The sequence below is a fragment of the Aestuariibacter salexigens DSM 15300 genome, from assembly GCF_000429145.1.
Classification (GTDB): Bacteria; Pseudomonadota; Gammaproteobacteria; order Enterobacterales; family Alteromonadaceae; genus Aestuariibacter; species Aestuariibacter salexigens.
The window spans coordinates 90,877-114,211 of sequence record NZ_AUBH01000011.1; the positions used below are offsets into that span (position 1 = coordinate 90,877).

Below are 23,335 nucleotides of genomic sequence, written 5' to 3' on the forward strand. Positions count from 1 at the left end.
ATGCAACAACGCGCTGCGCAAATATGGGTCGATGCGGATGCCTGTCCGGTTCCGATTAAAGAGATCCTGTTTCGCGCAGCCGAGCGACAGCAAGTGCAGTGTACATTGGTGGCCAACCAATCTATGCGCACGCCAGCGACGAAGTTCGTCAATTTATTGGTGGTAAGTCATGGGTTTGACGAGGCCGACAATGAAATCGTGCGCCGTGCCGGAGAAGGTGATCTGGTGGTGACCAGTGATATCCCGCTAGCGGCTGACGCATTGGCGAAAGGTGCACAGGTCGTCAGTGCCAGAGGTGACGAATTCAGCCGTGAGAACATACGCTCGCGTCTGAATATGCGTGATTTTATGGATACTATGCGCGCCAGTGGCGTGCATACCGGAGGCCCGCCGCCGCTCAGTCAATCCGAAAAACAGGCATTCGCTAACTACCTGGACCGTTGGCTCACTAGACGACGCATATCATAGCGCTATTTGCTGCGGACGATCAAAACAAGCCCGCCGATGATGCCGAAGGCTGCCATACCGCCGGCGATTATCAATGTACCTCTGTACCCTTCAGGATCTTCACTAGCCTGCACCGCACCGTGTGTACGTACATAACGAAACTGTTTATCATTCACCAGGCGGTAGGTACCGTAGGCAGCAAATAAGCCAATGGCAAGTAACATGATGCCGAGCTTTTTCATGGTGTTTTCCATTTAACGTCATCGCAATGACAGTCTGTCATACCGGCGAACCTGTGTGTAAATCCAACGTGAAGACCTTCGAATTGCGCTGATAGTTGTACAGCGACTTCTTGGACTCAGGCAATGCATCAGGCGTAGACGGTGCAAAACCTTGTTCGAGGAACCAGTGCGCGGTCGTTGTAGTGAGTACGAACACATAGTCCAAGCCGAGCTCAAGAGCACGTTGTTTGAGTGCCTCCATCATCCGTTCGCCACGATTTTTGCCACGATAATCCGGATGCGTGGCGACGCATGCGATCTCTCCGCAACGATCGTCGATGTAGGGATACAGCGCTGCGCAGCCAACAATAGCGCCATCGCGCACCAGTACGGTGAAACGTTCAATCTCATTTTCTAACAACTCGCGAGAACGTTTTACCAGCACCCCCGACTCTTCCATCGGCTTGATCAGCTTTAGGATCCCACCGACATCTTCGATCACCGCGTTGCGTAGCTGTTCATAATGCTTTTTCATCACCAGTGAACCGGTACCATCGCGGGTAAAGAGCTCCTGCAACAGTGCCCCATCCTGACGGTAACTAATATAGTGACAGCGAGGCACACCGGCCTCTACGGACTTGGCAAGCGCGTCCACGATCCCGTGCTCTTTCTGCAAATGCGGATGACCGGCCAGTTCAATGAGTTGTTCCAGCTCAATGGTGCGCTTTAACTGGCCTTCGTCTGTCATGATCCCCTGACTGGGACCAAAAATGATGAGCTTATCTGCCTTGAGCGTGATAGCCGTTTGGGTGGCAACATCTTCATGAGACAGATTGAATACCTCGCCTGTCGGAGAGTATCCCATAGGTGACAGCAATACGATGGAACCGTCATTGAGGTGATCATTAATGCCCTCTGCATCGACACGCCTGACCAAACCTGTATTTTCAAAGTCTACGCCATCACGCACCCCAATCGGTTTGGCGACCACTAAGTTACCCGAGCACACTCTGATCTGTGAGCCATGCATGGGTGAATTAGCCAATCCCATGGTCAGCAGCGCTTCGACCTGCGCCCGCACTGAGCCAGCCGCATCCTTGACGCACTCCAGCGTTTCTTTGTCGGTAATGCGGATATCCTGATGAAAACGTGCGTCGAGCCGTCTTAGTGCTACACGCTCGTCAATTTGTGGTCTGGCACCGTGCACCAGCACAAGGCGCACGCCGAGGCTATTCAACAGCGCGATGTCATGAATAATATTGGCGAAATTACTGTCTTCGATCGCTTCGCCGCCAAACATTAGCACGAAGGTTTTGCCGCGATGCGCGTTAATATAGGGCGCTGAATGCCTGAACAGCCTGACGCTATCACGTTGTGAAACCATTAACCTCTGTCCTTTTCGGCTGCTGCCATGAGTGCTTTCAGATGCGCTTTCTCGCGTGCAAGAGCCTGCTGAACCGGCTTTTGTCCTGTGCCACCAAGGATATTGCGCTTATCAACCAGATAATCGAGCTCCAGAATGGCATACACATCGTGATCAATTTTGTCACTGAACTGTTTGAGGACATCGAGCGGTAGCGACTCTATCGCCACACCCTTGTCTAATGCAGCCAGCACAACCTGCCCTGATATATCGTGGGCGGTGCGAAACGGAATGCCTTTATCGACCAGATAATCAGCCAACTCCGTGGCGTTGGCATAGCCAGCCTGGGCGGCTTTTGTCATGACATCAGTGTTAAGCTCCAGACTATCCAGTACTTCACTGCTAATGCGCAGGCAAATATGCCATTGGTTGACACTGTCAAACGCACCTTCCTTGTCTTCCTGCATATCTTTATTGTAAGCCAATGGCAGGCCTTTCATGGTGACTAACAGCGCCTGCAGGTGACCAAATACCCGTCCGCACTTGCCTCTGACTAGCTCCATTGCATCGGGGTTTTTCTTTTGGGGCATCAGTGATGAGCCGGAGGTCACCGCGTCTCCCATGCGAATAAACCCCGCTTCACCGCTGTTGTAGAAAATCAGATCCTCAGCCATACGCGACAGATGCATCATGCTGGTGCTGGCAACAAACATCAGTTCCAGTACAAAATCTCTGTCCGATACCGCATCCAGGCTATTCTGACAGGGAGCGTCAAAGCCCAACTGGGCGGCAATGTCTTCGCGGTCGACAGGATAGGTCGTGCCTGCTAATGCGCCGCAGCCCAGTGGACACTGATTAAGGCGCTTGCGTAGATCATCCAGGCGTGACAAATCTCGCTTGAGCATTTCGACATACGCCAGACACCAGTGCGGGAAGCGCACTGGCTGGGCACGCTGCAAATGAGTATAGCCGGGCAGGATAGCGTGCTGATGACGAGTGGCGCTATTCAGCAAAGACTGAATGGTGGACAAGACGTCCAGACGAAGCTGGTCTATATGTTCACGACACCAGAGTCTGAAATCCGTCGCCACCTGATCATTGCGACTGCGTCCGGTATGCAGCTTCCTGCCAATATCGCCAAGTTTGTCGATCAGGGCAGCTTCTACAAAACTGTGAATATCCTCCTCGCCGCTGCTGGCAAAATCGAGCTCATTGCGTTTTGCACTGTCCAGCAGCTCACTTAACACCTGCTCTATTTTTTGCTGTTCATCACTGCTTAGCACACCGGCCTTGGCAATCGCTCTGGACCAGACAATGGAGCCAAAAATATCCTGTGCGGCCATGATCTGATCAAACGGCAAAGAGTCATTGACCTGCCTGAACATGTCACTGCTATCAGATTGGAAGCGTCCTCCCCAAAGCGCCATGATTATTTTCCTTTATCCAAATCGTGTAAGGCTTTGATGCGACTGGACAAGCTGAACAGACGAATAAAGCCTTCTGCGTGACGCTGGTCATATACATCGTCAGCACCAAAGGTGGCAAAGTCCTCCGAGTACAGACTGTTCGGAGAGCGACGCTGGATCACTGTGGCCTGACCTTTATAAAGCTTGACCACAATATCGCCGGTGACCAGTTTGGCGAAGCTAGCCGCGCCAGCGAGCAGAGCATCGCTTAAGGCCGTAAACCAGCGCCCGTCATACATCACGTGAGAAAACTCCAGGCCGAGCTGCTCTCGATGTTTCAACGCTGCCTTATCCAGCACCAGCGTTTCCAGTGCTTTGTAGGCCTTGAGTAAGACGGTGCCGCCGGGCGTTTCATAACAGCCCCGTGATTTCATACCGACCAGGCGGTTTTCGACGATATCGATGCGGCCGACCCCATGCGCACCGGCAATGGCATTGAGGGTGACCAGCGCATCATAAGGACTCAGTGGTTGATTATTCACCGCAGTCAGGCGCCCCTCTGAAAAGCTTAAGGTTACCTTTTCCGGCGTATCGGGCGCATCTTCGGGATCCACCGTCATAGTCCAAACCTGTTTGGTTGGCTCACACCAGGGATCTTCCAGTTCTCCACCTTCATGACTGATGTGCCATGCATTGGCATCACGGCTGTAAATTTTGGTCGCTGACGCCGAGGTTTTTATGTCTCGGGCAGCGAGGTACTCGAGCAGATCTTCGCGGGACACCATATCCCATTCGCGCCATGGAGCAATCACCGTGAGGTCGGGCGCCAATGCCGCAAAGGTGCTTTCAAAACGCACCTGATCATTGCCTTTTCCGGTACAGCCGTGGCTAAGCGCATCGGCACCAACTTTACGAGCGATCTCAACCTGTGCCTTGGCAATAACGGGGCGTGCCATCGAGGTACCTAGTAAGTACTCACCTTCATATACCGCGCCGGTGGTGATGGTCGGGAAGATATAATCAGCAACGAATTCCTGTTTTAAATCGACGATATGACATTCACTGGCACCAGAGCTAATCGCTTTTTGCTCAAGGCCTTCAAGCTCTTCGTCTCCCTGTCCAACATCGGCTGCAAACGCGATCACTTCACAGTCATAGTTTTCTTTTAACCAGGGAATGATGGCTGAGGTGTCTAATCCCCCAGAATAGGCCAGCACCACTTTATTAATATTTTTCGAGGGCATTGATTACTCCACGTTAGGCTCAGCAAGCAGGTTGACCAAAATGGCATTCTGGCCATGCATACGGTTTTCTGCTTGCTGCATTAGCAATGAATATTGACTATCGATCAGACTGCCGGTTATTTCCAGATCGCGATGTGCCGGCTGACAGTGCATCACATATTGTGCACCGGTTGCAGCCATTAACTGATCGTTGATTTGATAAGGCATAAAGGTGTCTTTGATTTGTTCAAGCGGCGTTGTATCTCCCATAGACAGCCAGGTGTCCGTATACAACACTTGTGCGCCCTGTGCAGCCTGCAGATCATTACTTACTGTCAGCGTTGTCTGATTGTGCTCAGCCAGTTGAGCCGCCAGGTGCGTGATCTGCACATCGGTTTCATAGCCTTTGGGCGTGACCACGGTGACATTACAACCGGCCAGTGCCGATGCGATCATCAGCGAGTGGGTGACATTATTGCCATCGCCAATGTAAGCCACGGTCACGTCTTTAAGGTCACCATACACCTCAGTTAAGGTGAGTAGGTCAGCCAGTGCCTGACAGGGGTGGAAACGATCACACAGGGCATTAATCACCGGTACCTTGCTGGCTTGGGCGAACATTTGCAGCGTTTCATGCTGATAAACCCGGGCAACAATGGCATCCGCCCAGCAGGCAAGATTGGCCGCTACGTCCACATTGTCCTCACGACCGGATAAATTATTGGCCTGGCTATCCAGGTACACCAGATGTCCACCAAGCTTGTTGATCCCGACGTCAAAGCTGACCCGGGTGCGCAACGACGGTTTTTCAAACAGCGCAACGACTGACTTTCCTGCCAGAGCATCGCGGTACGCTAATGGCGTTGTTTTAATAGTTTGTGCCAGCGAAATAAGAGCCTTAAATGACTCACTGTGCCAATCGCTGAAGGTTAATAAGTCACGTTTCATGGCGTTGCTCCTGCAGCCTTATTTGAAGGTAAAATACGTGTCCCGGGTAAATCTCCTGACAATAATCCCAGTAACTGTGAGGGTTGTTGCCAACTAGCAATGGTCACCGCCTGATTTAATGTGTTTGCAGCATCCTGTGCTGCTTTGACTTTGACCAGCATGCCGTCTGCGATAACCCCGTCGGCAACCATTTTGTCGACTTGTTGCGGGTCGAGTTGCTCGCACAGCTGTTGTTCACTATCGAGCACGCCGGTGACGTTTGATAATAAAAATAGTCTTGCGTGCAATAAGGTGGCCAGTGCCGTTGCAGCCTGATCGGCATTCACGTTAAGTAGCCGGCCACTGCCATCAGCCCCAATAGAACTGACGACAGGCAGATAACCTTGCTGCAGTAATAATTTGGGTAAGGCATCATTCGCGGGCGTAGCATCGCCCACTGCACCCAGGTGCTCCGATAAGGGATGGCTCACAATCATGCCGCCATCGGCCAGACATAGCCCCACGGTGTTAAGCCCAGCTCGTTGAGCCAGTGCACAAAGCTGTTTATTTGCGGTGCCACCGAGAGCTCCGGCAATATATTTCATATGCTCGTCGGGCGTGATACGAAGACCCTGATATTTTTCACTGGGCAAATTCAGGCTTTGCATCAACTCTTCAACCAGTGCACCCCCGCCGTGCACCAGCACGATGAGAAAGCGCTGCTGGAGCTGCTCAAGGACATGTAGAAAATCGATAGCAATATCGGGTTTTTGCAGCAGTTCACCGCCAACTTTTATGACCAGGGTGTTGCTACTCATAGCGCACCATCCTGCTTGCTGGAGACTAATCCCTGATGTGAGGGCAATCCAGCCACAATATTGGCACACTGCATTGCCTGGGACGCCGCGCCTTTAAGCAAATTATCAATCGCTGACGTTACTACCAGATATCTCGACTGTGGATCGTACTTCCAGTGTAAATCGCAATACGGTGATCCCACTACATCATCGAGTTTGGGAAATTGCGTGCGCATTCTGACAATAGGCGTCTTTGCATAGGCTTCATAGTACGCATCATTGACCTGTTTAGCACTGATACCTGCCGCCAGCTTGGCGGTGATAGTGGCGAGTATGCCGCGTTTGAAGTTACCAAGGTGGGGCGTGAAGATAACCGGACATCCCAGATACGCTTCGATTTCAGGAGTGTGACGATGCTGCAATACACCGTAGGCCTGTAGGCTGACTTCACAGAAGCTGTTACTCAGTGCTGCTTTGCGCCCGGCACCGCTGACACCCGATACTGCATTGATAATCGGCCTGACACTGTCATCCAGCAAGCCGTTTTGAAATAAGGGTTTAAGCGCTGTCAGAGCGGCAGTCGGATAGCAGCCGGGTACAGCAATGAGTCTGGCATCTGCAATCTGTGCGGCGTGCCAGTCTGCCAGTCCATACACTGCACTGGATAAAAGCTCGGTATACATGTGGTCAAAGCCATAAAATGCCTTGAACGTTTCTGTATGCTTGATTCGAAACGCACCGGATAAATCCAGTATCTTCGCCTTCCCCGAGGTCAGAACGGGCATCCAGTCATGGCTGGCCTCGTGAGGTGTAGCCAGGAAAATCAGGTCCATGTCATTGGCAAGCGAGGCAAGCGCTTCATCCTCCAACGGCTGCAGGGGAAGATCAACCGTGCCTGCAAGCTGACCGTGTAAATCACTTAGCAATTTGTGTGCATCAGCACTGCCAGACGATACGTACACGTCAGATAATTCAAATAAAGGATGGTTGGCGAGCAGTCGACACAGCTCTGCACCGGTATAGCCACTGGCCCCAATAACACAGGTTTTCATAAGCACTTTTATAACGTAAAAAAGAAAAAATCGCCCTTCTCTGGAAAGATACGCTGTCGTACCTAGGCAACACCAGAAAAGGACGGGCTATGCATGCGTCAAGTTATTCATCGTCGCATGATGTGATGCGCATAGCCAGGCTGGGAGAAATCTTCAATGTGGCAACAATTCATACTGTGTAAATCTTCAAAACACGCTACTGTTAATGGAATAACTCCATGCAGACGTGCTGTTAATAGTTAAGTTGCTTGCTAGTATCCTTTAATGTGGATATATATGCAATAAATTAGAATAAATATATTTAAAGATTTTATGCGGATCCCTGATTTCATAGAACGTTACCGTCAAATTATTAGTGTCCCAAGCATTAGTGCTTTCGACCAAAAAATTGATCTTTCCAATCGGCCTATGCTGGATCTCCTAGCAACCTGGTTTGCTGATGCAGGATTCGACATAACTATTCAACCTGTGCCGTCGGCACAAGGTAAATACAATATGCTGGCCAGGCTTGGTAGTGGGGAAGGCGGATTATTGCTAGCCGGACACAGCGACACGGTACCGTTCGACGAAGGACGATGGCAGCAAGACCCATTTACCCTGCGACAGGCCGACAACCGGCTTTACGGCCTGGGCAGTTGCGATATGAAAGGCTTTTTTGCGTTTATTCTCGAAGCGGTAAAAGACATTCCCGTAGACGCATTGAAAAAACCGCTGTATGTGTTGGCCACTGCAGATGAAGAAACGTCCATGGCTGGCGCCCGCTTTTTTGTTGAACAACAGCTGATAAAACCCGACCTGGCCATTATTGGTGAGCCCACCGAATTAAAGCCGATATATAAACACAAGGGCCATATGGCCCACACCATTAACGTGGAAGGCAAAGCCGGACACTCTTCTGATCCGGAACGCGGTGTCAATGCCATCGAAATTATTCATCAGGCTATTACTCAGTTACTAAAAGTAAAGCAGCAACTTAGCCACTATCGGGATGACGCGTTCAGCGTGCCACAGTCAACGCTGAACCTTGGGCATATTCACGGCGGTGACGGTGAAAACAGAATATGTGGCCACTGTTGTCTGAATTTTGATGTGCGCACTATTCCTGGCCTGTCAGACAGTGAGGCACTGGCTCTGATCGACGATGCATTATCTGAAGTGCAGATCCGCTATCCAAATCGTTTGACCCGCGAGTTTATGTATCCGTCAGCGCCTTCTTTTGCGTGCAAGAATGAACACGGCATTGTTGAGCTGGCAGAACAATTGACCGGATTTACCGCCACGTCTGCAAATTACAGCACTGAAGCGCCCTATATTAATGAACTGGGATGTGACACGCTGGTGCTTGGACCGGGCAGTATCAATCAGGCTCATCAGCCAGATGAGTATATTTCACTGGATTATGTTGCACCGACAACCAGTATGTTGCAGGGTTTCATTAAACGTGTCTGTCTGTAGTGGTCCGAGAGTAAGCAATGTCTGTGACATCCAAGCAATGGCAACTGACAACGGAGTCAGAGCTGCCGACAAAATATCAGGCTGAGATTGAGCCTTTCTGGCAGCAGCACGTGAATCATGGGCATTTCAATGGCCGTGACGATGTGCAAATCTACTATGCCAGCGCAATACATCCTAATTCACGCGGCGATATTGTGATCTCGAACGGGCGCATCGAATCTCTGCTCAAATATAAAGAAGTGATCTTCGACCTATACCAAAACGGCTTTTCTGTATTTGCGCTCGACCATCGAGGTCAGGGTAAGTCAGGCAGGATGCATAGTGATCCACATCGAGGCTTCGTCCGGCACTTTGATGATTATGTTGCTGATCTTGATCACTTTGTGCGTCATGTCGTGAAGGACATGAGTCAGCACCCTCTGAATTTATTGTGTCATTCGATGGGCAGTGCGATTGGCGCAATGTATCTTACTCAACATCCCAACATGTTTTGCAAAGCTGCCTTTTGTGCGCCGATGTTCGGTATTCAGCCGGTACTGCCGCCTTGGTTGAGCAGAGCGATGGGGCATACTCTGATTGGTATCAATCGTTTGCTATCATCCACGCCCTGGTATTTCCCCGGACAAAGTGGCTATAGGGCATTGTCTTTTGAGCAAAACGTCCTGACCCGAAGTCAGGTCAGATACCAGATTTTCCGCGACGAATATCAGCGTTCACCCGACATCCAATTAGGCGGCGTGACGTCACATTGGTTGCTGGCGGCTGTGAACGCCATGCAGCACATCCTTACCAACGCTCAGCACATCACACTGCCAACTATGCTACTGCAGGCAAAAGCAGATCAGGTGGTGCACAATATCAGTCAGAATGCGGTATTGGCGGCGATGCCTAATGCGCACAAGTATATTTACGATGACAGTGAGCATGAAATTCTGATGGAACGTGACGAGATAAAGAATAAGGCGCTGGGAGACATCATGACATTTTTCACTGTCAACGTGCCGTAACAACAAACCACAGTTATTTTTACTGCTATTCTTCATACAAAGGTTGTCACGATTACGTTATTTGTTTCGTATCAAAAAATATGGCTAGCGAGTATTACTATTGAACCGAATTAAAGGTAATGAACAGCATCGCTTATATCTCGAATTAAGAGAATTATTAAGAAGCGACGATCGTATTTTTGACTTTATTGAACACTCCTCTTTAGATGGTTTGTGGTTTTGGGATTTGGAAAATCCTGAACACGAATGGATGAGTGCCAAGTTCTGGACCACCCTGGGTTATGACCCTTCCTCGAAGCAGCATCTTGCATCTGAATGGCAAGAGATTATCAATCAGGATGACCTCAAACTCGCGGTCGAAAACTTTGAAAAACACTGCGCTGATCCAACATATCCTTATGACCAAATTGTCAGGTATACACATAGTTCGGGGAGAACCGTGTGGATACGTTGTCGGGGTATGGCAATCAGGGATGAAAATGGTAAACCTATTCGGATGCTAGGAGCACACACTGATGTTTCGGCATTGAAAGAGCAAGAACTAGAACGTGTAGATAAAGAGACACAGCAGAAATTAGCATTTAAGAAGCAAGCATTATTATTAGATGACCTGGAGAGAACCGCCAATATTGGTACTTGGGAAGTTGATCTGATCGCACAAACAGTAACATGGAGCCCTGAGACAAAACGCATTCATGAGGTCCCTAACGACTATCAGCCGACTCTGGAAACTGGGATTAATTTCTATAAAGAAGGAGAAAGCCGCAGACGTATAACTGAAGCAGTTGAGTTAGGCATCAGTAATGGAACGCCCTGGGACTTAGAGCTGGAGCTTGTCACCGCGACGGGTCGCGAAATATGGGTAAGAGCGCTCGGCAAACCTGAGTTCGTTGACGGTGAGTGTGTTCGATTATTTGGTGTGTTTCAAGATATATCCCGACAGAAAGAGGTTGAGCATCAACTTACTGTCGCGCGAGAAAATGCGGAGGCGGGCTCAGTGCGCCTGCAACTCGCCCATGATTCCATCGGTATGGGTGTATGGGAATGGGACTTAGTAACGAATGACTTGATATGGGATAAATGGATGTATCTCCTCTATGGTGTTTCTGAAGGCCAGTTTTCAGGTGCCTTCGAAGCATGGGAAGCTAGTATACATCCCGAAGACATCGAAAAAGCAAAGTCATTGTTAAATCTAGCGATTGCAGAGAAGAGTTCTTACGATACTGATTTCCGCGTAATAGGACCTGATGGTGCTATTAAAAATATAAAGGCCAATGCAACTGTCATTACGGACAAAGCAGGTGCAGTTGTAAAGGTAATCGGTGTGAATTACGATATCACCGATAGAGTCAGAAATTTGGAAGTCCTCAGACAGGCGAAACTAAGAGCAGAAGCTTTAACAAAGGCGAAAGGTGATTTCTTGGCAAATATGAGTCACGAAATTCGGACACCTATGAACGCCATATTGGGAGGACTGCAACTGCTCAAAAACGCTGAGCTAGATGAGAATCTTAGAACCATTCTTAATAACGCAGTTTTCTCTGCGCAAAGTTTGCTCACTATCCTCAACGATATCCTGGATTATTCAAAAATTGAATCAAATAAGCTCAGCCTTGAATCTGCAGCATTCTCCTTAACCGAGATAGTCAATTCTGTGGAATATGACTTGAACGCATTAGTTAACAATAAAGGAATAAGCTTCAGTACGGTAATCGCGGATGACTTCGTTGATGGGTTTATCGGGGATATTGTTCGAGTCAAACAAATACTCCTCAATCTGGCATCTAATGCAGTCAAGTTTACTAATAAAGGCGGGGTAACAATTGAGGTGGGTTTCCACGAGCAAAATGATAGTAGAGCGATCTGTATCAGGGTCATTGATTCTGGCATTGGCATGAGCGAGGAAGCACAAAGACGAATATTTGAAAGGTTTTCACAGGCGGATACGTCAACGACTCGCAAATATGGTGGTACAGGCTTGGGAATGTCGATTACCTACAGCTTGGTGGAGATGATGAAGGGGCAATTGCATTTGCATAGCGTTGAGGGCAAAGGCACGACGATAACGGTCATATTGCCTCTGGAACAAACGCCTGTTAGTCCAAAGCACGATATAAATGCTGGATTGTCTGCACCCATTATGCGCGGTAAAAAAATACTTATTGCGGAAGATAATCACATCAATCAAGTGGTCATACAAAGCATGCTAGAGCCCACGCAGGCCAACATCACACTAGTAGACAACGGTAAGCATGCAGTCGATGCTATCAGCAAAGAAGACTTCGATTTAATTTTAATGGATATCCATATGCCTGAAATGGACGGCGTGCAGGCGCAGCAACAAATTAAGATGATGAAAAAGCATATACCCGTAATAGCGCTCACAGCCAATGTTATGCCAGAAGACATTGCTGAGTATGTGAAACAAGGATTCGCGAGCCATTTAGGCAAACCCGTAGATATGAATATGCTTTATAGCTTGCTGAATCAATACAGTAACTAAATGATTAACTGGTCACATTGTCTGTCCTTTCATCTAGAACGCTATATAAACATTGATTCACGAACGCACTTATCAGTACACTCTGGCGCCTTTCAATGTCACGACACCGCCATGCTGGATATCGTTTTATATCAACCTGAAATCCCGCCAAATACAGGCAATATTATCCGCCTTTGTGCGAATACCGGGTTTACATTGCATTTGATTGAGCCCTTAGGGTTTGACTGGGATGATAAAAAAGTGCGCCGTGCCGGACTGGATTATCATGAGTTCGCCAACGTTCAGCGCCACGCGTCGCTGGATGACTATATTGATGCAGCAAAGCCTGCGCGATTATTTATGTGCGAAACGTCAGGACAGAACAACTATACTCAGGCGGGCTTTCAGGCAGGAGATGCCTTGTTGTTTGGACCCGAGACTCGCGGTTTACCGGATAATGTGATGAAAACCGTGCCATCCTCACAGTGGCTGCGCATCCCGATGAAACCTGGCTCAAGAAGCATGAATTTGTCCAATGCTGTTTCAGTGTTTGTCTACGAAGCGTGGCGTCAGTTGAATTTTGACGGGGCGGTGTAAACCCAGCGAGGCTTAGTTGAAGCTTTTGACTAAGTTCCGACCTGATTCTTTGGCCATGTACAGTGCTTTGTCGGCCTGTTTGAAAAGTTGTTCGTACTGCAGATCGTCATACTGGGTTGCCACACCGAAGCTGGCTGTGAAGCTGATGATATGTTTATCAAATTCGACCGTTAACGTAGCGATTTCAGCACGCAATCTCTCCGCTATCGCCAGCGCTTCCTGATGCTCCGTATTCGGCAGCAGCACAATAAACTCTTCACCACCTAGTCGACAACATGCGTCGCTCGCTCTGGCCAGCGATTGCATAAGTTGTGCAATCCTGATGAGAACGACATCGCCGCCATCATGCCCATACTGATCGTTTAAGGCTTTGAAATGGTCGATATCAATTGCGATGGCACTGAGCGGCTGCTTGTTTCGTTTGAGTGAGGGCACAATCAATGCCAGAGACTGGTCAAGACCACGACGGTTAAACAGTTCAGTCAGGGGATCACGGGTCGATAACAGGGCCAGCTTCCTATGCTCACTGATCATGATAGTGGTCATAAAACCAATACCCACGACGATAAAGCCGGCCGATGAGGCGATAAACAAAACGCCTAAGGCATTACTCGCATCGCGTTGGTTTATTAACAAAAGCAATGCTATGAAGCCACATAACGCTTCGATGACGGCAGCAATACCAATTATCCCATCCCCTTTATTATGCGAACGGCGTTCCCGCTTTAGGCAAATGATGGCGATAGAAACATAGATAATTACTGTGAAAAGCGATGCGACAGTAAGCTGGGTCAGTTCATCTTGAAAAAATAACGTTAACAGTGCCGCCACGATGTAGAGCAAAATCGCATAAAACCCAGAGGCAGAACGCCAGTGCGCATTAGAGGTGGCGAAAAATAACAGTATGCTGGAAAAATAAAATGCCGGAGCATTGATGGATAAAAAGATATTGTCGGTCAGATTTTGTGTCAGCCAAAGAAACACCCAACCGGCCACACCCGTCACAAAATACAGGTAATACACGGACGTATTGATTGCTACCGTGCCGACTTTACGCAATGAAAATATCGCGTATACGAAAAGGGAGATGGACACGATGATGGTTAAGTACACACCGTGCATATAAAACGAATCTGGGATGTTCATACTACATACACCAGCAAAACCTTATCGCTTATCTGCGTTTTATATACAACATAGCGCAAAATGGTTTGCGTCTTAAACCGCACTAATAAAAAAGATTATTCAGATTCGTCTTTCTGTTCTCTGCCAAGCAATGCATAGGCAGCATCGACAGCGGCTTTACCTTCGTAAAGTACTTGGTAAATTTGCTCGCAAATAGGCATCTCAACGTGTGCACGCTGCGCGAGCAGATGAACCTCTTCGGTATTGCGATACCCTTCTACAACCTGCCCGATACTTTGCATGGCTTCTTCAACGTCCATGCCTTCGCCAAGTGCCAGACCAAAGCGTCGGTTTCGGGACTGATTATCGGTGCAAGTAAGAACCAGATCGCCAAGTCCGGCCATGCCCATAAAGGTGTCCTTAACAGCGCCCATTTGCACACCGAGCCGCGTCATTTCTGCCAGACCTCGAGTGATCAGCGCGGTGCGTGCATTGGCTCCGAATCCAAGTCCATCTGCCAAGCCTGCGCCGATGGCAATCACGTTTTTAATCGCGCCACCTAACTGTACGCCAATGAAATCGTTATTGCGGTAAACACGGAACGAGCGAGCGCAATGCAGCTTATCGGCAAATTCAGACGCCAGATTTTCATCGGTTGATGACAGTGAAATAGCAGTAGGCAATCCCGCGACCATTTCTTTGGCAAAAGTAGGTCCTGATAGCACTGCCATCGGGATGTTGTCGCCCAGGATCTCTCTGGCGACTTCATATAACAAGCGGCCGGTTCCTGGCTCCAGTCCTTTGGTCGCCCATATCAGACGATGTTGCTCTGTTAACAGAGGCTTGATGGATTCGAGCGTAGGACGAAATGCGTGGCTAGGGACTACGACTAAAATATCAGTGCTGCGCGATATGGCATCGGGCAGAGAGGCCTCGACATGTAAATCGTCAGGGAAGTAAGCGCCAGGCAGATAACGGGTGTTTTGCCGGCTATCTGCAAGCTGCTTCATGTGCGAGGCATCACGCCCCCATAAATACGTCGCTATGCCGTTTCGCGCCAGACAAAATGCTAAAGCGGTGCCATACGACCCCGCTCCCAGAACCGTTACCGACCTGGCCATTTAGCTTACGCGTCCAGCTGTGGTGCACTTTGCTGCTGGTTTTGCTCTGCTTCAGCGCGCTTCTGCACGTAAGCCGCATAGATGGCATCAAAGTTAACTGGCGCCAGATTCAGCGGCGGGAATGTACCACGATTGACCAGACTGGCCACGGTTTCACGGGCGTAAGGGAAAAGCGTATTAGGGCAGAATGAACCTAACATGTGAGCTTTATTCTGCTCTGGCATCTCACCGATTGCAAAGATACCGGCTTGCTGTACCTCACACAGGAACGCCGTCTCATCACCGAGTTTAGCTGTTACGGTAATCGATAAAATCACTTCGTACAGGTTGGGTTCTAAGGTGTTAGTGCGCGTATCGATATCCAGCTTAACTTCAGGCTTCCATTCTTTAGTGAAAACGGCCGGTGAATTAGGCGTTTCAAATGAAATGTCTTTAGTGTAAATACGCTGAATAGCAAACGGAGTTTTAGTCTGCGCCTGCTGCTCGGCACCTGCTGCGCCGTTTGCCTGATTTTCTTCTGCCATGATTTTTCCTAGATCTATTTAATTAATGTTTTACAGTTGCGCGAATCTGATGCTGAATGGCCTAATTGTTCGCGTTCAATAATGGGTCTAACTTGCCCTGAGCCTCGAGCGCGTACATATCATCACAGCCACCGATATGTTGGCCGTCGATGAATATTTGGGGAACGGTGTATCCGCCGTTAGCACGTTGGATCATCTCTTCACGCAGTGCCGGCTGTTGGTCGACAGGGTATTCGTCGAAGCTGATGCCTTTTTTCTGTAACAACGCTTTTGCGCGATGACAGTAGGGACAGTATCCCGTCGTGTAGATTTCAACTTGGCTCATGTTGTATTGACCTGGCTATTTCTTTTTAACTGGCAGTCCCGCGCCCGTCCAGGCACCCATTCCGCCTTGCAGCACTGACACATTGCTAAAACCCGCTTTGAGCATCTGCAAGGCTGTGCGTTTGGCATTCATGCCCATCGCACATACCACGATAATGGGTGTGGATTTGAATTTTTCAAGCTTTTGAAAATCACCTTGATTCAATTGCTCAGCGGGGATCTGACGAGCGCCCAGGATATGACCTTTATTAAAATCTGCTAAGGGGCGCGTATCAAGTACGACGGCGTCCTCCCGATTCATTAACAGAGTAGCATCCTGTGTGCTTAGCATCTTAACTGGCGAAAAGGTGGCGTTCACAAAGCTGTAAACCAGCATAACGAACAATGCCATCCAGATGCCTGAAAGGATGTAATGATTGCCGATAAATTCGACCAGCTGATCCATGTAACAACGCCTCGACAGTGGTGGACAAGTTAAAAACGACCGCAAAGTATATAGAAATTTTGTGCAGAAACCAGCGCTAGGCTTGGCTGGATGCCGAACAATTGCATAACTTATTGTTTTTTCGCCACTGGTTCTTACACCTGTGACACGATAAAATCAAAACCATTGTTCACAAAATATTCAGTTCTGGTCGCTAGCTGTATGACGCTGAAATAGCGCGTCACGGCATGGCGAGACTTCACCAGAAAGCAAATCTACTACGGAGCTACTATGAGCGAGGCTAAGACACCGCTAGCGTTAATTATTCTTGATGGTTGGGGATATCGGGAAGACACCAAAAATAACGCCATTGCCAACGCAAACACGCCTGTGTTAGACGAACTGGTTAAGCATTATCCCAACACACTGATATCTGGCTCAGGCGCCGACGTTGGTTTACCAGACGGACAAATGGGTAACTCTGAAGTGGGTCATGTGAACCTCGGTGCAGGTCGAGTGGTATATCAGGACTTCACCCGCATTACCAAATCTATAAAAGACGGCGACTTTTTTGATAATCAGGTGCTGGCAGACAATATCGATAACGCCGTTGCCAAAGATGGCGCCGTTCATGTGATGGGGCTGATGTCGCCGGGCGGTGTACATAGCCATGAGGAACATATCTTTGCCGCATTGAAAATGGCTGCGCAACGAGGTGCAAAAAGCGTCTATCTTCACGCATTTTTAGATGGACGGGATACACCTCCACGCAGCGCGGAGGACTCGCTCAAAAAAGCCGATGAGCTGTTTGCCGAGTTGGGTGTGGGTAAAATCGCCTCGCTGGTAGGGCGCTATTTTGCCATGGACAGAGATAAGCGCTGGGACAGGGTCCAGCAAGCGTACGACCTGCTGACGCAAGGCAAAGCCGACTTCACTGCTGAGTCTGCACTTGAGGGACTGCATGCAGCCTATGAGCGGGACGAGAACGATGAGTTTGTTAAACCAACGGTGATTGGTGAACCCGGTGTGATTAAGGATAATGACACTGTGATCTTTATGAATTTCCGTGCTGATCGCGCCAGAGAGCTGAGTCAGGCATTTACTGACAAAAACTTTGATGGCTTTAGCCGCAGCAGCCAGCCTGAACTGAGTGGCTTTGTGATGCTGACGGAATTTTCGGCCGACATCGACGCACCTGTTGCCTTTCCGCCCGAAGCCTTACATAACGTGATGGGCGAGTGGCTGGCTAAACATAACAAAACGCAGTTACGCATCTCCGAGACTGAGAAATATGCCCACGTGACCTTCTTTTACAGCGGTGGCCGAGAGCAGGAATTTGAAGGTGAAAAGCGCGTTTTAGTGCCGTCGCCAGATGTGGCGACCTATGATTTACAGCCGGAAATGAATTCCGAGCAACTGACTGATGAGTTAGTGAAGGCAATAAAGTCAGGCGAGTTTGATGTCATCATCTGCAATTATCCAAACGGCGACATGGTTGGACATACCGGTAATTACGATGCCGCGGTGAAGGCTTGCGAAGCCGTCGATCGCTCAATCGGGCGTGTGATTGACGCATTAAAAGAAGTAGGGGGCGAATGTCTGATCACCGCCGATCATGGTAATGCTGAAAAGATGGTCGATGAACAGTCAGGTCAGGCGCATACTGCCCATACCAGCGATCCGGTGCCATTTATCTATTTTGGTCGCGATGCCACAGCTCGCTCCGGCGGCGTGCTCAGTGATGTCGCGCCCACCATGTTGCATCTGCTGGGTATGCCCCAGCCTGAAGAAATGACAGGTAAACCCATAATGACGTTGAAGTAATGCGTTGAGACGTATGATGCGACAAGGTTTTTTCCCTGCCATAGCGGGCTTTATGCTCGCCATCTTGCTTGCGCCTGCAGGCATGGCTCAACAATCTGAACAAGATCGTCTGGAGCAATTACAGCAGCAGATCAGGGCCAAGCAGCAGGAAATTGCCAATCAACAGTCGACGGCTAATGAACTGGAACAGCAGTTAAAACAAGCCGAACTTGATATCGCGCGCATCGTCACAGCATTAAACAAAACAAGGGAGTCACTGAGCAGTAATCAGCAGCAGCTTGACAGCTTGCAAAAACAGCAGCAGGAGCTTATCGAGCTACAACGCGCACAGCAGGGCGCACTGGCAAGTCAGCTGCGCAGTGCTTACATAAATGGACGACACGATTACGCGAAAATGCTTCTTAATCAGGAACAAGCCGGAAAGTTTGAGCGTCTTATTACCTATTATCAATATCTCAACCAGGCCCGTGCAGAAGAGATAGCAAAGCATCGCCAATTAGTCACGCAAATCCAGAATGTTGCCGATTCGCTCGCCAAAAAGCAGCTTGAACTGGCTGAACTTGAAGCGCAGCAGCGACAGCAGCAAAACGCGTTGCAACAGCAGCAAGTCACCAGGCAAGCCACCCTGAACCAGTTAAATAGTAAAATTGCCTCAGCGACATCGCAGGTAGAGAGGCTACAAGCCAACGAACAGGCGTTGATCAGTGCAATCGAAGAAGCACAGCGTCAGGCTGAACTGGCAGATGCGTCGACGCAACCACTGGATGGCCTGGCGAGTGTTAAAGGTGACTTGATCAACCCGACTGACGGACGTATGCAACGTCTTTTCGGCAAGCGCCGGCAAGGACAAGTGCGCTGGAAAGGCGTATTAATCAGTGGCCGTGAAGGGAGTCCGGTGCGTGCTGTGCATCAGGGACGGGTATTATATGCTGACTGGGTAAAAGGCTTTGGACTGGTTACCGTACTGGACCACGGTGAGGGGTATATGAGCTTATATGGACATAATCAGGCACTGCTTAAGTCGGCAGGAGACGTTGTCCGTGGTGGTGAAACCATTGCACTGGTTGGTCAGAGCGGCGGGCAGGATGGTCCAAGCTTATATTTTGAGATCCGTCATAAAGGTAAAGCGCTCAACCCCAGCAGCTGGATTGGTCGATAGAAAATTCTTGGGATTTTTGCGTACCTCAACGTATAACATTGTGTGCCAGAAAACACTGCCATTCAGCCTCTGCTGTTGATATCCTCTCGTACAAATAACAAGAACCCCGTTAACATGGTTGTTATCCATATTGCACGTTTAATCCTGCTCGTCTGTCTTCTGGTCGCCCCCTTGCGTGCTGCTGAAGTCGCGATCATCATTGATGATATGGGTAATGGTCTGGAAGACCACAAGGCCTTCTCACTGCCAGTCGAGATTACTTTTTCTATCCTTCCTCACGCCCCATATTCAACGCGATTTGCCCGTGAAGCCGCGATGCAGAACCGTGAGGTCATGCTGCATATGCCGATGGAATCACTGCGTGGAAGACGTCTAGGACCAGGAGCGTTAACCGCAGAGATGGATGCCGAGCATGTGCAAATGACCATTGAGTCAGCGCTGGCCAGTGTGCCTAATGCTATTGGCCTGAACAACCATATGGGCAGCAAACTTACGCAGCTCACGCTGCCCATGTCCATTACGATGGATGTGCTAAAGCGAAACGGACTGGTGTTTGTTGACAGCCGCACTACCCGCTACACCAAAGCACAGTCAATTGCGGATGCCTATGGCGTGCCTAATGCGCGTCGCCATGTGTTTCTGGACCACCACAGAGATGAAGCACGTATTCGCGAGCAGGTTAGAACCCTGGTTAACAGAGCGAAGAAATACGGCTCTGCGTTGGGCATTGGTCATCCCTATCCGCAGACGGTGAACATTCTTATGGAAGAATTGGCATCATTGTCAGATCAGAACGTCACTCTGGTGAACATCAGCGACTACCTTGATTTACAGGATGACGTTACTCGTCCCTATCAGGTGGCAAATCAATCCAGACTTTCTGCACCACAATAAATTACCGTTCAATTTCTCGGCAATAACATCACTTTGCGCTTGCGTCGCACGTTAAATGTTATATTATAACGTTCCTTTTCGTGGCGGCATAGACATGAGCAATCAAACCGACAACAACCTGATTGATCGTATCGGCATCTGGACCTCTGGTCTGTGCGCCGTGCATTGCCTTGCGCTGCCCGTTTTGCTGCCAATAATGCCTATCATTGGCGCCTCAGTGTTTGCTCAGGACTGGTTTGAACGCACGATTCTCAGTCTGTCCATGCTAATAGGTTTCTGGGCACTATTCGTCGGGTTTTTCAAATACCACCGTCAGCTTTATCCTGTTTATTCTCTCGCCCTTGGGGGACTGGTGTACTGGAACAAAGATATTTTTGGTGAAGCCTACGAACCGTTCACCATCGCTGCAGGTGCATTTTTGATTATTGCAGCACACGTCATGAATATCCGGCTTTGCCAGTCTTGCCACGGCTGCAATGAGGCCTGCCAGAGCGCATAGCCTGCCAAGCTACACGAGCTGAGAATCCAGATAGGCGCGCGCCTGCAGTGGGTTGTTACTGAATACGCCATCAACGCCCCAGCTTGCCAACTGACGTAAGGTTTCGGCCCTGTCTACCGTATAAACCAATACACCCATGTTGCGCCGATGCGCATCTTCAACAAGAGCATGGTCGACGACGTTGATGTCAATGTGAATATTCTGCGCGCCAAGACGCTGTGCCTCGGCAGTGAAATCAAGTGGGTAATGGGCGATCAAAGCCGCGATCCGGGTCTGCGGTCGGTGTTGCTTGATCCTGAATAACCAGTGATGGTTAAACGACGACACCAGTAACTGTTTTTCAGTAAAGCCCTGGGTCAATGCCCAGTCCAGTAATGTGCAAAATTGCCGGTGATCATGCAGACCCTTCAGTTCGAAATTCAATTCACAGCGGCCGCCAACCAGCCCAACGAGCTGTTCGACGTAGGGGATGTCCTGTCCCTCACCCGCATCCAGCTTCTTAAGCTGTTGTGGAGATAGCTGGTAGATACTTCCAGTGCCCGTTGTCGTTCTCTCCAGCCATTGGTCATGGATCACAATGAAATCGCTAGCATGTTGAAAAACGTCAAACTCAATGCCGTCGGCACCGTGATCCAGCGCAAGCTGGAATGCTTTCATGGTATTTTCAGGAGCCAGTGCACTGACGCCTCTGTGCGCAAAGATTTTCATGACTGCGGACGCTGCCGGTGTGCGTTAATCGTCTCATAGACGGCAGCGGAAACGACCAGCACGCCGCCTACCAGGGTCTGCCAGGTCGGCGATTCATTCAACAGTATGACCGCAAAGATAACACCGTAAAATGGCTGCATGCAGGCAACCAGAGAAAAGGTTTTTACTCTTAAGTATTTCAGACTGGTAGCGATCAACGCGTGAGGTAATGCGGTGAATAAAGTACCAAGCAGACACAACATCCATAGTGTTGAGGTCGACGCGCCTTTTAGATCATCGGAGATAAACAATACCAGACAAACGCTTATCACTAATGTCTGATAAGCCATGGCTTTTGCACCACCATGGTGAGAGAAAAGCTTGCGGTGTAGCAGATTGCGTACTGAGTACAAAAATGCCGAGCCAACCCCAATAAGTACACCAAGAGTGACGTCGTTTTGTAGGGATGTACTTGGAACAATCAGATAAATGCCTATCAACACAGTGATGGCACTGGCGATATCCTGCCAGTGCAGTGTGATCTTTTCGAAAAACGGCTCCAGAAACACGGTAATAACGGGGAAGGTAAACAGCGCAATCATGCCGACTGACACCCCCGCATACTGCATGCCGGCAAAATAAGTGATCCAGTGCACCGCCATGATCACGCCCAGCAGCAAGGCTACCCCATAGTCTTTAGTGCTTTGTAATCGTAACGAGCCGCCCGTCAGTTTAACGAAGATGATCAGGCAAACACAGGCAAACACCGAACGAGCAAAGGTGATATCGGTGGCAGAAAGTGGAATGAGAATAGAAAACAGCCCGGTTGCGCCCAGTAGCATCATGGTGATGTGCAGGGATACCAGGCTGCGCTTTACAGGATCCAAGGTCGCTGACAGCCTAGTCGTTAGCCATCGTTTGGAAAGTAGCCAGGTGTTCACCTAATCTGGTGGTCATACCGGCCTCAACATCATTGAAGTCGATCATGCCAGGCTCGAAGCACAAAATGACGGTTGAGCCTAACTTAAACATACCCATCTCCTCTGCACGCTTTAGGGTGACAGCGTTTTCACCGTCGCGTGGATAGGTCCAGTGTTGTACTGATTTTCCAACTGGTGGCGTTACCGTACCTTCCCAGGCGGTAACGATACTGGCTACGATGGTTGCGCCTACCAGGACCATGGCCATCTTGCCATGTTGCGTTTCAAATATGGCGACGACGCGCTCATTGCGGGCGAACAGGCCTGGCACGTTCTTGGTGGTTAGCGGGTTGACTGAAAATAACTCACCGGGCACGTACAGCATATCAGTCAGGGTGGCGTCACACGGAATGTGAATACGATGATAGTCACGAGGGGACAGATAAATGGTGGCAAATTTGCCGTCCTTAAATGGCTCGGCGATATCGGGTCTACCGCCCAGCAATGCGGTTAGACTGTAGTCATGTCCCTTGGCCTGGAAGACGGAATCATAGCGGATGTCGCCCGCCTGGCTGACCGTACCGTCAACCGGATGCGCGAGTTGCTCTGGGGGCACCACAACAGGGCGAATACCGGGCTTGAGTTCGCGGGTAAAAAAGTCATTAAACGTGGCGAAATCTTCTGGTTTTTCCAGTACCGCTTCGGACATATCGACATCAAAATGCTTGATAAATACCTTAATCAAGCTGGTTGTCAGCCAACCTGCCTGCGCAGAAGCCAGTCCGCCTACGGCTCGGGAAAGCAAATGTTTAGGCAGAATGTACTGGGTTTTTACCTTTAACCAATCAATCAATGTA

The 23,335-nt window shown here is 49.4% G+C and carries 24 protein-coding genes; 9 read left to right on the top strand and 15 right to left on the bottom strand.

The window, feature by feature from the left end; translation table 11 throughout:
• Window positions 1–468, top strand: coding sequence for a YaiI/YqxD family protein (locus G441_RS0113920; protein ID WP_026376916.1), 468 nt, complete (start codon window positions 1–3; stop codon window positions 466–468).
• Between the two features lie 2 nt (window positions 469–470).
• Here the strand turns inward: G441_RS0113920 and G441_RS0113925 are convergent, their stop codons facing one another.
• From G441_RS0113925 to argC, 7 genes are read right to left on the bottom strand one after another with little or no spacing between them, the layout of a single operon-like run.
• A complete protein-coding gene (locus G441_RS0113925; protein WP_156896380.1) occupies window positions 471–689 on the bottom strand; it encodes a hypothetical protein in 219 nt (72 codons plus the stop codon).
• Window positions 690–726: 37 nt separating this feature from the next.
• Window positions 727–2,052, bottom strand: a complete 1,326-nt coding sequence (gene argA, locus G441_RS0113930) for an amino-acid N-acetyltransferase (RefSeq protein WP_026376918.1) — start codon at window positions 2,050–2,052, stop codon at window positions 727–729.
• Window positions 2,052–3,458 carry an argininosuccinate lyase gene (argH, locus tag G441_RS18760; protein WP_051275618.1) on the bottom strand — a complete coding sequence of 469 codons (1,407 nt, stop codon included), beginning with the start codon at window positions 3,456–3,458 and terminating at the stop codon, window positions 2,052–2,054. Before argH ends, argA begins: the two co-directional genes overlap by 1 nt.
• 2 nt (window positions 3,459–3,460) lie before the next feature.
• Entirely contained in the window at window positions 3,461–4,681 is a 1,221-nt protein-coding gene (locus tag G441_RS0113940) for an argininosuccinate synthase (RefSeq protein WP_026376919.1), read from the bottom strand.
• Between the two features lie 3 nt (window positions 4,682–4,684).
• Complete coding sequence (locus G441_RS0113945) at window positions 4,685–5,608, bottom strand: ornithine carbamoyltransferase (RefSeq protein ID WP_026376920.1); 924 nt, start codon at window positions 5,606–5,608, stop codon at window positions 4,685–4,687.
• Window positions 5,605–6,405 (bottom strand): acetylglutamate kinase, encoded by an 801-nt coding sequence (gene argB / locus G441_RS0113950; protein ID WP_026376921.1) that lies wholly within the window; start codon window positions 6,403–6,405, stop codon window positions 5,605–5,607. The genes G441_RS0113945 and argB overlap by 4 nt, the downstream gene beginning before the upstream one ends.
• Window positions 6,402–7,436 carry an N-acetyl-gamma-glutamyl-phosphate reductase gene (gene argC / locus G441_RS0113955; protein ID WP_034475195.1) on the bottom strand — a complete coding sequence of 345 codons (1,035 nt, stop codon included), beginning with the start codon at window positions 7,434–7,436 and terminating at the stop codon, window positions 6,402–6,404. The genes argB and argC overlap by 4 nt, the downstream gene beginning before the upstream one ends.
• 312 nt (window positions 7,437–7,748) lie before the next feature.
• On the opposite strand from argC, the gene argE reads away from it, so the two are divergent.
• The 4 genes from argE (at window position 7,749) to trmL (ending at window position 12,977) form a co-directional block, all read left to right on the top strand.
• Entirely contained in the window at window positions 7,749–8,891 is a 1,143-nt protein-coding gene (gene argE / locus G441_RS0113960) for an acetylornithine deacetylase (RefSeq protein ID WP_026376923.1), read from the top strand.
• A 17-nt stretch (window positions 8,892–8,908) separates the two neighbouring features.
• Window positions 8,909–9,898, top strand: a complete 990-nt coding sequence (locus tag G441_RS0113965; protein ID WP_051275619.1) for an alpha/beta fold hydrolase — start codon at window positions 8,909–8,911, stop codon at window positions 9,896–9,898.
• A 100-nt stretch (window positions 9,899–9,998) separates the two neighbouring features.
• Window positions 9,999–12,401: a PAS domain-containing protein gene (locus G441_RS19370; protein ID WP_084407386.1), complete on the top strand. Its 2,403-nt coding sequence runs from the start codon at window positions 9,999–10,001 to the stop codon at window positions 12,399–12,401.
• A 111-nt stretch (window positions 12,402–12,512) separates the two neighbouring features.
• Window positions 12,513–12,977, top strand: coding sequence for a tRNA (uridine(34)/cytosine(34)/5-carboxymethylaminomethyluridine(34)-2'-O)-methyltransferase TrmL (trmL, locus tag G441_RS0113975; RefSeq protein ID WP_026376925.1), 465 nt, complete (start codon window positions 12,513–12,515; stop codon window positions 12,975–12,977).
• Between the two features lie 12 nt (window positions 12,978–12,989).
• On the opposite strand, the gene G441_RS19375 is transcribed toward trmL, so the two are convergent.
• The 5 genes from G441_RS19375 to G441_RS0114000 all read right to left on the bottom strand — a co-directional run bounded on the left by G441_RS19375 (window position 12,990) and on the right by G441_RS0114000 (window position 16,516).
• Window positions 12,990–14,123 (bottom strand): GGDEF domain-containing protein, encoded by a 1,134-nt coding sequence (locus tag G441_RS19375; RefSeq protein ID WP_084407387.1) that lies wholly within the window; start codon window positions 14,121–14,123, stop codon window positions 12,990–12,992.
• Between the two features lie 95 nt (window positions 14,124–14,218).
• Complete coding sequence (gpsA, locus tag G441_RS0113985) at window positions 14,219–15,223, bottom strand: NAD(P)H-dependent glycerol-3-phosphate dehydrogenase (RefSeq protein ID WP_026376926.1); 1,005 nt, start codon at window positions 15,221–15,223, stop codon at window positions 14,219–14,221.
• 5 nt (window positions 15,224–15,228) lie between these two features.
• Complete coding sequence (gene secB, locus G441_RS0113990; protein ID WP_026376927.1) at window positions 15,229–15,747, bottom strand: protein-export chaperone SecB; 519 nt, start codon at window positions 15,745–15,747, stop codon at window positions 15,229–15,231.
• Window positions 15,748–15,808: 61 nt separating this feature from the next.
• On the bottom strand, window positions 15,809–16,072 hold the full coding sequence (gene grxC, locus G441_RS0113995) for a glutaredoxin 3 (protein WP_026376928.1): 264 nt from the start codon (window positions 16,070–16,072) through the stop codon (window positions 15,809–15,811).
• 15 nt (window positions 16,073–16,087) lie between these two features.
• Complete coding sequence (locus G441_RS0114000) at window positions 16,088–16,516, bottom strand: rhodanese-like domain-containing protein (RefSeq protein ID WP_026376929.1); 429 nt, start codon at window positions 16,514–16,516, stop codon at window positions 16,088–16,090.
• Between the two features lie 270 nt (window positions 16,517–16,786).
• Between G441_RS0114000 and gpmM the strand changes: the two genes are divergently transcribed.
• The 4 genes from gpmM (at window position 16,787) to G441_RS0114020 (ending at window position 20,871) form a co-directional block, all read left to right on the top strand.
• Entirely contained in the window at window positions 16,787–18,319 is a 1,533-nt protein-coding gene (gene gpmM / locus G441_RS0114005) for a 2,3-bisphosphoglycerate-independent phosphoglycerate mutase (protein WP_026376930.1), read from the top strand.
• A 13-nt stretch (window positions 18,320–18,332) separates the two neighbouring features.
• Complete coding sequence (locus G441_RS0114010; protein WP_240485145.1) at window positions 18,333–19,478, top strand: murein hydrolase activator EnvC family protein; 1,146 nt, start codon at window positions 18,333–18,335, stop codon at window positions 19,476–19,478.
• Between the two features lie 42 nt (window positions 19,479–19,520).
• Window positions 19,521–20,372 carry a divergent polysaccharide deacetylase family protein gene (locus tag G441_RS18775; protein ID WP_051275622.1) on the top strand — a complete coding sequence of 284 codons (852 nt, stop codon included), beginning with the start codon at window positions 19,521–19,523 and terminating at the stop codon, window positions 20,370–20,372.
• Window positions 20,373–20,466: 94 nt separating this feature from the next.
• Complete coding sequence (locus G441_RS0114020) at window positions 20,467–20,871, top strand: MerC domain-containing protein (RefSeq protein ID WP_026376932.1); 405 nt, start codon at window positions 20,467–20,469, stop codon at window positions 20,869–20,871.
• A 9-nt stretch (window positions 20,872–20,880) separates the two neighbouring features.
• On the opposite strand, the gene G441_RS0114025 is transcribed toward G441_RS0114020, so the two are convergent.
• From G441_RS0114025 to asd, 3 genes are read right to left on the bottom strand one after another with little or no spacing between them, the layout of a single operon-like run.
• Complete coding sequence (locus G441_RS0114025; RefSeq protein WP_026376933.1) at window positions 20,881–21,579, bottom strand: glycerophosphodiester phosphodiesterase; 699 nt, start codon at window positions 21,577–21,579, stop codon at window positions 20,881–20,883.
• Complete coding sequence (locus tag G441_RS0114030; RefSeq protein WP_026376934.1) at window positions 21,576–22,445, bottom strand: DMT family transporter; 870 nt, start codon at window positions 22,443–22,445, stop codon at window positions 21,576–21,578. The genes G441_RS0114025 and G441_RS0114030 overlap by 4 nt, the downstream gene beginning before the upstream one ends.
• 13 nt (window positions 22,446–22,458) lie before the next feature.
• The gene (gene asd, locus G441_RS0114035) at window positions 22,459–23,331 is read right to left on the bottom strand and encodes an archaetidylserine decarboxylase (RefSeq protein ID WP_026376935.1); all 873 of its coding nucleotides are present in this window, start codon (window positions 23,329–23,331) and stop codon (window positions 22,459–22,461) included.
• Window positions 23,332–23,335: the final 4 nt, after the last annotated feature.